Origin of the sequence: Micromonospora humi, from assembly GCF_900090105.1 — a bacterium.
GTDB classification, from domain to species: Bacteria; Actinomycetota; Actinomycetes; order Mycobacteriales; family Micromonosporaceae; genus Micromonospora; species Micromonospora humi.
Map to the genome: position 1 here is coordinate 74,632 of NZ_FMDM01000018.1, position 12,538 is coordinate 87,169.

The following is a 12,538-nucleotide window of genomic DNA, read 5'->3' on the forward strand; positions in this document are numbered from 1 at the left end:
CACGGGGAGGAACCATGACGTACCTGGTGGCCGCACTGGTCGTCGTCGCACTGCTGTGCCTGTTCAACCTGCTGCTCTCCTTCGGCATGATGCGACGGCTGCGCCAACACACCGAACTGCTCAACCGGCCGCTACACGAGCCGGCGGAACGTGACCTGGTCCGCCCCCTCGGGTCCACCGTGGGGGAGTTCGCCGCCACCACGGTCGACGGCGAGCCCGTGTCCCGGGACTCGGTCGGCGCCGCCGCCCTGGTCGGCTTCTTCTCGGTGACCTGCCCGGCCTGCCGGGAACGCAAGCCGGACTTCCTCGCCGGTGCCCCCCGCTTCGCCGCCGCCGGCTGGACCGTCCTCGCCGTCGTGGTCGGTGACCCGGCCGCCTCGGCGGAACTGGTCAGCGAGCTACGACCGGCCGGGACGGTGCTGGCCGAGGATGTCGGCGGACCGGTGGGGGAGGCGTTCACCCTGACCGGCTACCCGGCCTTTGTGCTGGTCCGGGACAACCAGATCGTCGCCAGCTCGTTCGACTTCCACCAACTGCCACCCGCCGAGGCGCCGGTCGCGTCGGCGACCGCCTCCTGACCGTGACCCGACCGACCCTCCGCCGTCGCTCCTGGCGGCGCGCCCGACCCGGCAGGCCGGCGGCGGGAGCACTGTGGCGCGCCGCGATCGGCGCCACCGCGCTGGCCGCCCGGTCCTCCCCGCCGGTGCTGGCGGCGGTGCTGCTGCTCGCCCTGCTCTCCGGCGCACTGCCGATCGCCGCCGCCTGGCTGACCAAACTCGTCCTCGACCGGATCGTCGACCACCAGCCGGGAACGGCCGACCTCATCGGTCTGGCGCTGGGGTTGGCCGGCGCCAGCCTGATCGTCGCGGTGCTGCCCCACCCGCTTCGGTATCTGCACGCCGAACTGGGACGGCGGATCGCCCGCACCGCCCAGGACCAGCTGTACCGCGCGGTGAACGACTTCACCGGGCTGGCCCGGTTCGAGGACCCTCGGTTCCTCGACCGGCTCCAACTGGCCCAGCAGGCCGGCGCCGGTACCCCGGAGCAACTCGTCGCCGGCACCGCCAACCTCCTGCGCGGTGTCGCCGTGGTGAGCGGATTCCTCGGCTCCCTCGTGACGATCAGCCCCACCATGGCGGTGGCCGTCTCGCTGGGGGCGGTTCCGGTACTGCTGGCCGAACTGTGGCTGTCTCGCCGCCGCGCCGAGACCGCGCTGCAGGTCAGTCCCTACGACCGGCGCGAATTCTTCTACCGCAACCTGCTGACCAGTCTCCAAGCGGCCAAGGAGATCCGCCTTTTCGGCATCGGTGACTTCCTCCGGGACCGGATGCGCACCGAGCGAACCCGTTCCGACCGGGCCCGCCGCAGCATGGACCGGCGGGAAGCCCTCAGTCAGACCCTGCTGGGACTTCTGGGCGCCGGCATCGCCGGGGCCGGGCTGATCTGGGTGGTCCAGGCCGCCGGCGCCGGCCGACTCACCATCGGTGACGTACCCATGTTCGTCGCGGCGCTGGCAGCGGTTCAAGGCGGCTTGGCCGGCCTGGTCACCGACGTCACCACCACCCACCACAACCTGCTGCTGTTCACCCACTACCAGGCCGTGGTGAACACCGGCCCGGACCTGCCCGCCCCGGGCCGGCCGGTCGTCGCGCCACCGCTGCGCACCGGCATCGAGCTCGACGACGTCTGGTTCCGGTACGACGATGACCAGCCGTGGGTGCTGCGCGGAGTCACCCTGACCGTCCGGCACGGCGAGGCACTCGCCCTGGTCGGCGCCAACGGCGCCGGCAAGAGCACCCTCGTGAAGCTGCTCTGCCGCTTCTACGACCCGACCCGGGGCGCCATCCGCTGGGACGGCGTGGACCTACGGGACATACCGGCCACCGAGCTGCGCCGACGGATCGGCGCGACCTTCCAGGACTACATGCACTATGACCTGACCGGAGCGGAGAACATCGGCCTCGGCGACCTGAGTACCCTGCCCGAGCGGGCGCGGATCGAGAACGCCGCCCGGCTGGCCGGAATACACGACACCCTTCGTAACCTCCCGCACGGCTACGACACCCTGCTGAGCCGAACCTTCATGAGCGGCGAGGAGAACGACACCGTACGAGTGGGCATGACCCTCTCCGGCGGACAGTGGCAACGACTCGCCCTCGCCCGCGCATTCCTGCGGAACCGCTGCGACCTGCTGATCCTCGACGAACCGAGCGCCGGCCTCGACCCCGACGCCGAAGCGGAGATCCACGACGCCATGCGCGAGCACCGCGCCGGCCGAACCACTCTCCTGATCACCCACCGGCTCGGTGCCGTCCGCGACGCCGACCTGATCGTCGTACTACGCGACGGTCGGGTCGCCGAAACCGGCCGACACGCCGACCTGCTGGCCGCCGACACCCACTACGCCCGCATGTTCGTCCGGCAGGCCAGCGGCTACCGCGAGCCCGAGCCGGCACTGCCCCAGGCGACGGAGTGATCCCGCTCTACTGCGGTGCGGCAGTCACCCTGCTGGCCGGCGCACTGGCCGGCTGGTGGCTGCGGCGACGATTCCTGCTGGTCACCGTCGAGGGGCGCAGCATGGAACTCGGCCACCGGCCCGGAGACCGGGTCCTGGTCGACCGGCGCCGCACGGGCAGCGTCCACGTCGGCGACATCGTGGTGATCGATCGGGACCACGCATCGGACCGACCAGGCCAACCGATGATCAAACGCGTCGCGGCGCTGCCCGGGGACCCGGTACCGCCCGAGGTGTGCGCCTTCCAGCACTGGCCGCTGCACAGCCGAGTGCCTCCCGACCAGATGGTCCTGCTCGGCGACAACCCGGCCGCCAGCGTCGACTCCCGCCAGCGCGGATTCTTCCCCACCGCGCGGCTCCTCGGTGTGGTCGTCCGCCACCTGCACCGCACCCAGCAGGTCCGCACCAACCAGGACGGCGCGCGGAAACTCTCCAGCGCGGCAGAGGAATGACGGAGGCTGCCATGCCGTACGTGCCACTCGGGCTGCTGACCGCACTGTGGTGGGTATTCACCAGCTCCGGCTGGAGCAAGATACGCAGCCCTGCCGGCCAACGCGCGTTCGCCGACTCACTTCGCCCGCTGCCGCTGCTACCCGCGCGCCTGGTGAGCCCGGTGGCCCTGCTCGTCACGGCAACCGAACTCGGACTCGTACTCGGCACCGGCTGGTCGATGGTCGCACTGACGGCCGGCTGGCCCGTGGCGCGACCGGTTGCGGCGCTCGTGCTCGCCGCCGCCCTCCTGCTGCTGACGGTCCTCACTGCCGGCGTGGTGCTCGCGGTACACCACGACACGGGAGCACGCTGCGCCTGCTTCGGCGCCACGCCACAGCCGCTCGGGTGGCGACACGTCACACGGAACACCATCCTGCTCGCGATGACCATCGCTGCCGGGGTGACGGTCGCGGTCACCCGACCGCATCCCCTCCCGCCGGCGGGCGCACTGATCAGCGTCGCGGCCGGGTGGACCAGCGCGCTGATTCTGGTCCGGCTCGACGATCTGGTGGACCTCTTCCGACAGACGCCTGCCCCCGGCCGGACCCCGTCCACCCGCCACCGACCCTGACGACCGCGGCAGCCGCTGCGGAAGCACCGCGATCGCCGGGTTGCCCGGAACCAGTTCTTCGGGCGACGGCAGACGGCGGGACAGGGCATGATGCTCGAATGACATTGGCCGAGATCTGGCCGGTGCGCCGTCTGCGGGTGACGACGTCCGTGCTTGAGCTGGCTGTGCCGGGTGAGGACGAGCTTGCCGAGCTGGCGATCCATGCGGCAGCAGGCATCTACGATCCGCAGAACCGCTTTCTGGCGCGTTCGCCCGTCGCGGGATGGGAGTCGGGACCGTCTCCCCAGGCCGAGTGGTCGTTCCTGCGGTACTACTGGGCGTCCCTGGCGGACTGGCGGCCGAGCAGGTGGAACCTGGTGATGGCGGTGAAGGTCGACGGCGTGTGCGTCGGGGTGCAGGAGATCGGCGCGCAGGACTTCGGGATCACCAGGACCGTCTCCACGGGGTCATGGATCGCGCGGCGGTTCCAGCGGCGTGGTTACGGCAAGGAGATGCGGGTCGCCGTCCTGCACCTCGCTTTCGCCGGACTGGGAGCGGATCGCGCCGAGTCCGCCGCCTGGTCCACCAACGCGCCGTCGCTGGGAGTCTCCTGGTCGCTCGGCTACCAGTCGAACGGCACCACGATCCGGGCTTTCGACGGTGCCCGCCAGGAGCAGATCAACCTGGTGCTCGACCGCGAACGGTGGGAGAGCCGCCGTGACGACATCGCGATCCACGGAATCAGCGACGAGGTGCTTGAGCTGACGGACGCCGGACGAACCGCATCCCGGTGATGGCCGCTGCCCGCGTTGCCGCACGTCCGCTGGGCTGTTTCAGCCATTGGTGGAGCCGGCGTGCCGTCGATTGCCCGGCCTGCCTCGTGGACCCCGTGCACCAGGTACGACCGGCTTGTCGTCCAACGAGGACGCTGTGACATTGCGGGGTGGCGCGCTCTGTGACGTGTCTGCGACGATGCAGCGCGGTGCGGGCGGTGCGGAGGATGAGGGTCAGCGATGCCAGACCGGGTGATCTGCTTCAGCTTCGACGGCGACGCGTGATGGGCACACAGCCGTCCCTTCGCTCCGAGTTCGAGCAGATGTTCCGTGGTCTCGCTGTCGACGTGGCCCGCGATGTTCTGGAGAATGCCAGGCCGCACATCGTGAGGTGGGTGAGCGAGCAGGCGATTCCGGCGGTGACCGCGGCGATCCCGGCTGTGGGGTCGGCGGTGGCGTCGGTTGCGACGTCGGCCTGGAGGTCAGTGGCGAGCATCGGTAGCGGTGGCGCCCGAACCATCCACGTCGAGGCGACGGTGGGTCCGGTCGAAGTGGTGCGGCCGGTGGAGTCCGCGCCTGCGGAAGCGTCGTACGACGTGGTGGCCGTGCTCGACGCTTATCGGGCCGGGATGAGCAAGGCCGAAGCGCGGCGGCGCATCGTCGCAACCTTGGCGGCGAGGCTGTTCGCCGACAAGCAACTGCAGATGGTTCGCGACGTCGGAAGCGAGGCTGGCGGCAACGCGATCGAGTTGGACAGCGCGATGGTGACGCTCACCGAGCAGCAGCTCGGGGAGGGCGTTCAGCTGATGCTCGAGGCGACGCCGTCGTTGCTCTGCGAGCGGACGTTGAGCGACCTGCGGAACATTCTCGAGACATAGCTGGCGCGGGAAAGGATCCCCATGTCCCCTGTCCTCGGCCGGTCCGCTGTCGCGGTCACGCCGCTCGGCTACGGCGCCTCCTCGATCGGCAACCTCTACCGCAAGGTCCCGGACGAGCAGGCGACGGCCGCCGTCGACGCCGCCTGGGCGGCGGGAGTCCGCTACTTCGACACCGCCCCCCACTACGGCGTGGGGCTCTCGGAGCGGCGCCTCGGCCGGGCGCTCGCGGGCCACCCGCGGGCGGAGTTCTGCGTCTCCACCAAGGTCGGCCGGCTGCTGGTGGACAACCCCGACGGGGGAAGCGACCTGGACAACGGCTTCGACACCGAGGCGACGATGCGCCGGGTGTGGGACTTCACCGCGGACGGGGTGCGTCGCAGCCTGGACGCCAGCCTGGCCAGGCTGGGGTTGGACCGGGTGGATCTGGTCCTGCTGCACGACCCGGAGGAGAGCCCCGAGCCCGAGGTGGCGTTGCGGCAGGCATACCCGGCGTTGGACGAGTTGCGCCGGCAGGGCGTGGTGGGCGCGATCGGGGTGGGCTCGAAGGACCCGGACACGCTCATCCGGTTCGCGGTGGAGACCGATGTGGACGTGCTCATGGTCGCCGGTCGGTACACGCTGCTGGAGCAGCCGGCGCTGGACGGCGTGCTCCCGGCGGCCGGTAGGCGCGGCGTGTCGGTGCTCAACGTGGGAGTCTTCAACAGCGGCCTGCTGGCCGTGGAGTGGCCCGACGAGACCCGCCCGTACGAGTACGGCACGGTGCCCGAGGCGGTCCTGCGTCGGGCGCAGCGCATCGCCACGGTGTGCCGGCGGCACGGGGTGACCCTGCCGCAGGCAGCGCTCGCCTTCGCCGGCGCGCACCCGGCCGTCGCCTCGGTGGTGGTGGGGGCGGCCCGCCCGGCGCACGTGACCCGCAGCGCCGACTGGTTCGCCGCGCCGCCGCCAGCGCAGCTCTGGACCGAGCTCGTCGCCGAGGGCCTGCTGAGGGAGGAGGCGCCGGTGCCGTCCTGAGCGCCTCGTAGGGTCGCCGACCCCTCCGCGCACTCTGCGCGAGAACGGGTCTGGGGGAGGCGGGGCCCGCACCCCGGTCCGGCCGCGAGCGTCGACCGGCGACGGTCAGTCCGACTCGCCGTCGGCCTCGGCCAGGATGGTGCGCAACCACGACTCGGACGTGTTGACGTGCATCAGCGCGGTCGCCTGGGCGAGCACCTGGTCGCGGGAGCGCAGGGCGCGGTAGATCGCCTGGTGTTCGCCGAGCGTGACATGTGCCGCGTTGCCCTCGATCAGGCCGCGCCAGACCCGGGCTCGCACGGTCCGGCCGGACAGCCCGTCGAGCAGCGAGGTGAGCGTCTCGTTGCCGGTGGCGGCGATGACCGTACGGTGGAAGGCCGTGTCGTACTGGATCAGCTTCTCGGCGTCCTCGGCGGCGGTCCGCATGTCCTCCAGGATCTGCGCCAACTCGTCGAGGTGGGCGTCGGTGAGACGGACGGCGGCCAGGCCGGTGGCGGCCGGCTCCAGCAGCCGGCGTACCTCCATGACCTCCAGCAGGGTGTCGTCGCGCAGCAGTTCGACGGCCAGGCCGACGCCCTCCAGCAGCAGGCGGGGCGCCAGGCTGGTGACGTAGGTGCCGTCGCCGCGGCGGACGTCGAGCACGCGCGCCGACTCCAGGGCCTTGACCGCCTCCCGGACGCCGCTGCGCGAGAGCCCGATCTGGACCGCGAGCTGAGGTTCCGGGGGCAGGCGCGCGCCCGGGGGCAACTCCCCGGACTGGATCATCTGCCTGATCTTTGCGATGGCCTCGTCGGTCAGTGCCATGCGCCCTCCCTCGCCCGGTGCTTGCGCGGTAGACATCATATCTCCGCGCGTCCGCGCCCCTGTGACCAGCTCCGTCCAGGTGTGAGCGGTTCGGGCGGAGCCCGATGGGCGTGAGTCGGTAACCCGCACGAAACCTGGCTCTAGACAGCCGGAAAGAACCTCGTCTATAAAGACATCAGATCTTTGACCGCGTCTTTGTGATCCTCTCGTCGCCTACCACCTCCGGCGCGGAGTTCCCTCGTCGTCGCACGCCGGCGGCCGGCGAGTCAGCACCCCTCCGCGCAGGTCGATCCCGAACAGGAGCACGGTGAGCATCAAGATTCCGCTACGCCTGACACTGGTGTCGCTGCTGGGCCTGAGCATGCTCACGGCATGCGCCTCCGACGGCAAGGGCGACGCCGGCGGCGGCGGCAAGCCGCTCGTCGGCGTCGACTACCCCCGGTCGGACACCGACTTCTGGAACGCCTACATCAAGTACGTCCCACCGTCGGCGCGGGAACTGGGCGTCGAACTCAAGACCACCAACTCGCAGAACGACATCGCCGCGCTCATCTCCAACATCCAGACGTTCATCAGCCAGAACGTCAAGGGGGTGGTGATGGCGCCGCAGGACACCGCCGCCATCGCCCCGTCGCTGCAACAGCTGGCCGACAGGAAGATCCCGGTGGTCACCATCGACACCCGGCCCGACACCGGCAACGTCTTCATGGTGGTCCGCGCCGACAACCGCGCCTACGGCACCAAGGCGTGCCAGTTCCTGGGCACCAAGCTCGGCGGCAAGGGCAAGGTCATCATGTTCCAGGGCGGGCTCGACTCGATCAACGGCCGGGACCGCACCGAGTCGTTCAACGAGTGCATGAAGCAGAACTATCCCGGCATCACCGTCTTCGGCGAGGCGACCGAGTGGAAGGGCGACCTGGCCGCGTCGAAGTTCCAGACCCGGCTCGCCTCCGACCCGGACATCAAGGGCGTCTACATGCAGTCCTCGTTCGCGCTGGCCGGCACGCTGCAGGTGCTCAAGCAGCGCAACCTGCAGTTCCCGCCGTCGGACCCCCGGCACGTCTTCGTGGTGTCCAACGACGGCATCCCGGAGGAGCTCAAGGACATCAAGGAGGGCCTGATCGACGCCACGGTCAGCCAGCCCGCCGACCAGTTCGCCACGTACGGCCTCTACTACGTGAAGGCCGCGATCGACGGGAAGACCTTCGCGCCCGGCCCGACCGACCACGGCAGCACCATCGTCCAGGTCCGTGACGGGCTCCTCGAGGACCAGCTCGCCGCGCCGCTGGTCACCGCCGACGGCGCCACCGTCGCCGGGCAACCGACAGTGAGGTACGACGACAAGGCGCTCTGGGGCAACGCGTCGTGACCGACTCCGCAGCACGCCCCGACGACGGGCGGACCGACCACGGTCCACCCGTCGTCGAGGCGGTCGACATCACCAAGCGGTACGGCTCCACCCTCGCCCTGGACTCGGCCGGCATCATGATCCGGCCCGGGGAGACGCACGCCCTGGTCGGCCGCAACGGAGCCGGCAAGTCCACCCTGGTCGGCATCCTCACCGGCCTCCAGGAGCCGGACGGCGGACGGGTCGCGTTCGACGGTCACCCGGCCCCGCCGCTGGCCGACCGCGACGCCTGGCGACGCCGGGTCGCCTGCGTCTACCAGAAGTCGACGGTCATCCCCACCCTGAGCGTCGCGGAGAACCTGTTCCTCAACCGCCACGCGCGGGGCCGGGACCGGCTCATCCGGTGGCGTACCGTGCGCCGGGAGGCCGAGCGGTTGCTCCGGGAGTGGTCGGTCGACGCGGACGTGGACCAGCCGGCCGGCACGCTCACCGTCGAGGAACGCCAGTTCGTCGAGATCGCCCGGGCGCTGTCGTTCGGGGCCCGGTTCATCATCCTCGACGAGCCCACCGCGCAGCTCGACGCGGGCGGCATCGGCCGGCTGTTCGCCCGCATCCGCGATCTCCAGCAACAGGGCGTGACGTTCCTGTTCATCAGCCACCACCTCCAGGAGATCTACGAGATCTGTGACACCGTCACCGTGTTCCGCGATGCCCGGCACATCCGCACCGCGGCGGTCGCCGACGTCACCCCGGCCGAACTGGTGGCCGCGATGACGGGGGAGGAGGCCGGCGCCGGGCCGTCCACCGACCGGCCCGCCCCGGCCGGCGACGCCCCCGAGCTGCTGACCGTCGACGGTCTGGTCACCGCCGCCGGGGCGGAGGCGTCCTTCCGCGTCCGCGCCGGCGAGGTGGTCGGGCTGGCGGGCGGCGGCGGCAGCGGAAAGGTCGACGTGGCCGAGACGATCGTCGGCCTGCGCCGGCCGTGGGCCGGCGCGGTGCGCCTCGCCGGGCGCGTGCTGCGCCCCGGCAGCGTGCGCGACGCGCTCGACGCCGGCATCGGGCTGGTGCCGCAGGACCGGCACCGGCAGGGCCTCGTTCCGATGCTGTCGGTGGCCGAGAACATCACCATGACGGTGCCGGGGAAGCTGCGCCGGCGGGGCTTCGTCGCGCCGGCGCGCCGCGACGCGTTCGCCGGACGGTCCATCGCGGACCTGGGCATCAAGACCACCGGCCCGGGCCAGCCGGTCTCCGGCCTGTCCGGTGGCAACCAGCAGAAGGTGGTGATGGGCCGGGCGTTGGCCAGCGACCCGAAGCTGCTGGTGCTGATCACCCCCACCGCGGGGGTCGACGTGCGGTCGAAGCAGAACCTGCTCGCGGTGGTCGACCGGGTCTCCGCCGCGGGCACCGGCGTGCTCATCGTCTCCGACGAACTCGACGACCTGCGCGGGTGCGACCGGGTGCTGGTCATGTTCGCCGGCCGCGTCGTGCGGGAGATGTCCCGGGGCTGGCGCGACGCCGACCTCGTGGCCGCCATGGAAGGGGTGCAGGCCGAGCATGTCTGACACGCTTGTCTCCACGGGCGCACCCGCGCCCACCGACCGTCCGACCGCCCGACGGCGGATGCCCGCGCTGGCCCGCCTGCGGGACCTGGTGCTCGTGCCGGCGATCGTGGTGATCGCCGTGGTGGGTCAACTGGTCAACCCGGTCTTCCTGCAGAGCGACAACCTGATCAACATCCTGCAGAGCATGTCCGCCATCGCGATCCTGGTGCTCGCCGAGACGCTGGTGCTCGTCACCGGCAAGATGGACCTGTCGCTGGAGTCCACCTTCGGCCTGGCGCCGGGCGTCGCGGCCTGGTTGGTGGTCGACCCGGCGATCACCCACGGGCTCGGCGTCGACCTGCTCGCCGGCGCCTGGGGCGTCCCGGTCACCCTGCTCGTCGGCGCGCTCGTCGGCGCGTTCAACGGCCTGCTGATCGTCCGGTACGGGCTGAACGGGTTCATCGTCACGCTCGGCATGCTGATCGTGCTGCGGGGCCTGCTCACCGGAATCTCCGGCGGCAGCACCTTCTTCGGCCTGCCGCCGTCGATGTCCTATCTGGGCAGCGCCTCCTGGGTGGGGGTGCCGGTCTCCATCTGGCTGTGCCTGGTGGCGTTCGCGGTGGCCGTCGTGGTGCTCGGCTTCACCGCCGGCGGCCGGGCGCTCTACGCGATCGGCGGCAACGTGGACGCGGCGCGGGCCGCCGGTATCCGCACCGACCGGATCCTCTTCCTCACGCTCGTCACCGCCAGCGTGCTCGCCGCGCTGGCCGGCCTGATCCAGGCGGGGCGGCTCGCCTCCATCCCCAGCGGACAGGGTGACGGGGCGATCTTCCAGGTGTTCGCCGCCGCGGTCATCGGTGGCGTGAGCCTCAACGGCGGCAAGGGCAGCATGGTCGGCGCCTTCACCGGCGTGCTGCTCCTGTTCATGATCGTCAATGTGCTGACGCTGGCCGGAGTGCCCGCGCAGTGGACCAACTTCCTCAACGGCGCGGTCATCCTGGTCGCCCTGGTGCTGTCCCGGATCACCGGGGGCAAGGCGCAGGAGTGAACCCGTCGAGCGGCGAAATCATGTGATGTAGGGGCCCTTAATCCATAGGCTATGGACTATCTATTGATCGAAGGGTAGAAATACATCTGATGTTCGCCCCGGGCGTCGTTGCTCGGCTGCGCATCGGCCCACGCCTCACGGGTGCCGCCGTCGGCACCGATCGACCTTCCGGGGAGCAGACGGTGTCTGAGCTGATCTCGTCCGTAGCGACCTTCGACGTGCGATTCCCGACCTCGCGGCACCGCGACGGATCCGACGCGATGAACCCGTTCCCCGACTACTCCGCCGCCTACGTCGTGCTGCGGACCACCGGTGGCGCCGAGGGCCACGGCCTGATCTTCACCGTCGGTCGCGGCACCGAGGTCCAGGTGGCCGCCGTACGGACACTCGCCGACCTGATCGTCGGTGCGTCGGTCGACGAGATCGTGGCGGACCCGGGCGCGCTCGCCCGTCGTCTGATCGGCGACAGCCAGATCCGCTGGCTCGGCCCCGAGAAGGGCGTCGTGCACATGGCGGCCGGCGGCATCGTCAACGCCGTCTGGGACCTGGCCGCGCGACGGGCCGGCACGCCACTGTGGAAGCTGCTGGCCGACCTCACCCCCGAACAGGTCGTCGCCCAGGTGGACTTCCGCTACCTGCGTGACGCCCTCACCGAGGAAGAGGCAGTGGCGCTGCTGCGCGCCGGCGTGCCGGGCCGGGCCGGGCGGGAGCGGCTGCTGCGCGAGGAGGGCTACCCGGCCTACACCACCACCCCGGGCTGGCTGGGCTACGACGACGACAAGCTCACCCGGCTGTGCCAGGAGGCGGTCGAGGACGGCTACGACCTGATCAAGCTCAAGGTCGGCGCCGACCTGGACGACGACGTCCGCCGGATGGCGCTGGCCCGGAAGGCGGTCGGCCCCGAGGTGCGCCTCGCCGTCGACGCCAACCAGATCTGGGGGGTGCCCGAGGCGGTCGGATGGATGACGGCGCTGCGCGGCTTCGACCCGTACTGGATCGAGGAGCCGACCTCGCCGGACGACATCCTCGGCCACGCCGCGGTCCGCCGCGCGCTGGCCCCGATCAAGGTGGCCACCGGCGAACACGTGCACAACGCCGTCATGTTCAAGCAGCTCCTGCAGGCCGGAGCGGTCGACGTCGTGCAGATCGACGCCTGCCGGGTGGGTGGCGTCAACGAGAACCTGGCGATCCTGCTGCTGGCGGCCAAGCACGGGGTGCCGGTCTGCCCGCACGCCGGCGGCGTGGGCCTGTGTGAACTCGTGCAGCACCTGGCCATGTTCGACTTCGTGGCGGTCAGCGGCAGCTGGGAGGACCGGGCCATCGAGTACGTCGACCACCTGCACGAGCACTTCGTCGATCCGGTACGCGTCGAGCGCGGCCGCTACCGCGTGCCCACCGCGCCGGGCATGAGCGGCCGGCTACGGGCCGACTCGCTCGACGCGTACCGCTTCCCCGACGGCCCCGCGTGGGCCGTGGCGGACGACGCCGCCGCCGCGACCGCCTGACCTGGAGGCCCGACCCGTGCAGGACGACGAATCGCCGACCCGCGCCGCGACCCCGCACCGACCAGTTCCACCG

Annotated in this window: 12 protein-coding genes; 11 read left to right on the forward strand and 1 reads right to left on the reverse strand. The window is 71.2% G+C overall.

The features are described 5' to 3' along the window. Window positions 1-14 precede the first annotated feature (14 nt). From GA0070213_RS27320 to GA0070213_RS27350, 7 genes are all read left to right on the forward strand, one after another. Window positions 15-578 (forward strand): TlpA disulfide reductase family protein, encoded by a 564-nt coding sequence (locus tag GA0070213_RS27320; RefSeq protein ID WP_091070883.1) that lies wholly within the window; start codon window positions 15-17, stop codon window positions 576-578. Window positions 579-580: 2 nt separating this feature from the next. Then, complete coding sequence (locus tag GA0070213_RS27325; protein ID WP_245716572.1) at window positions 581-2,476, forward strand: ABC transporter ATP-binding protein; 1,896 nt, start codon at window positions 581-583, stop codon at window positions 2,474-2,476. Continuing rightward, a complete protein-coding gene (locus GA0070213_RS27330; protein ID WP_217628669.1) occupies window positions 2,473-2,967 on the forward strand; it encodes a S26 family signal peptidase in 495 nt (164 codons plus the stop codon). Before GA0070213_RS27325 ends, GA0070213_RS27330 begins: the two co-directional genes overlap by 4 nt. 11 nt (window positions 2,968-2,978) lie before the next feature. Then, on the forward strand, window positions 2,979-3,578 hold the full coding sequence (locus GA0070213_RS27335; protein ID WP_091070885.1) for a MauE/DoxX family redox-associated membrane protein: 600 nt from the start codon (window positions 2,979-2,981) through the stop codon (window positions 3,576-3,578). 98 nt (window positions 3,579-3,676) lie between these two features. Continuing rightward, window positions 3,677-4,351: a GNAT family N-acetyltransferase gene (locus GA0070213_RS27340; RefSeq protein ID WP_091070887.1), complete on the forward strand. Its 675-nt coding sequence runs from the start codon at window positions 3,677-3,679 to the stop codon at window positions 4,349-4,351. A 374-nt stretch (window positions 4,352-4,725) separates the two neighbouring features. After that, on the forward strand, window positions 4,726-5,208 hold the full coding sequence (locus GA0070213_RS27345) for a hypothetical protein (RefSeq protein ID WP_139128733.1): 483 nt from the start codon (window positions 4,726-4,728) through the stop codon (window positions 5,206-5,208). 21 nt (window positions 5,209-5,229) lie between these two features. After that, window positions 5,230-6,219 (forward strand): aldo/keto reductase, encoded by a 990-nt coding sequence (locus tag GA0070213_RS27350; protein ID WP_091070891.1) that lies wholly within the window; start codon window positions 5,230-5,232, stop codon window positions 6,217-6,219. Between the two features lie 105 nt (window positions 6,220-6,324). Here GA0070213_RS27350 and GA0070213_RS27355 read toward each other — a convergent pair whose 3' ends face one another. Continuing rightward, the gene (locus tag GA0070213_RS27355) at window positions 6,325-7,023 is read right to left on the reverse strand and encodes a FadR/GntR family transcriptional regulator (RefSeq protein WP_091070893.1); all 699 of its coding nucleotides are present in this window, start codon (window positions 7,021-7,023) and stop codon (window positions 6,325-6,327) included. A gap of 307 nt (window positions 7,024-7,330) precedes the next feature. On the opposite strand from GA0070213_RS27355, the gene GA0070213_RS27360 reads away from it, so the two are divergent. The 4 genes from GA0070213_RS27360 (at window position 7,331) to GA0070213_RS27375 (ending at window position 12,465) form a co-directional block, all read left to right on the forward strand. After that, window positions 7,331-8,392 (forward strand): sugar ABC transporter substrate-binding protein, encoded by a 1,062-nt coding sequence (locus GA0070213_RS27360; RefSeq protein WP_245716573.1) that lies wholly within the window; start codon window positions 7,331-7,333, stop codon window positions 8,390-8,392. After that, a complete protein-coding gene (locus GA0070213_RS27365) occupies window positions 8,389-9,933 on the forward strand; it encodes a sugar ABC transporter ATP-binding protein (RefSeq protein ID WP_245716574.1) in 1,545 nt (514 codons plus the stop codon). Before GA0070213_RS27360 ends, GA0070213_RS27365 begins: the two co-directional genes overlap by 4 nt. Continuing rightward, window positions 9,926-10,960 carry an ABC transporter permease gene (locus GA0070213_RS27370; RefSeq protein ID WP_091070896.1) on the forward strand — a complete coding sequence of 345 codons (1,035 nt, stop codon included), beginning with the start codon at window positions 9,926-9,928 and terminating at the stop codon, window positions 10,958-10,960. Before GA0070213_RS27365 ends, GA0070213_RS27370 begins: the two co-directional genes overlap by 8 nt. 182 nt (window positions 10,961-11,142) lie before the next feature. Continuing rightward, window positions 11,143-12,465 carry an enolase C-terminal domain-like protein gene (locus GA0070213_RS27375; protein WP_245716575.1) on the forward strand — a complete coding sequence of 441 codons (1,323 nt, stop codon included), beginning with the start codon at window positions 11,143-11,145 and terminating at the stop codon, window positions 12,463-12,465. Window positions 12,466-12,538: the final 73 nt, after the last annotated feature.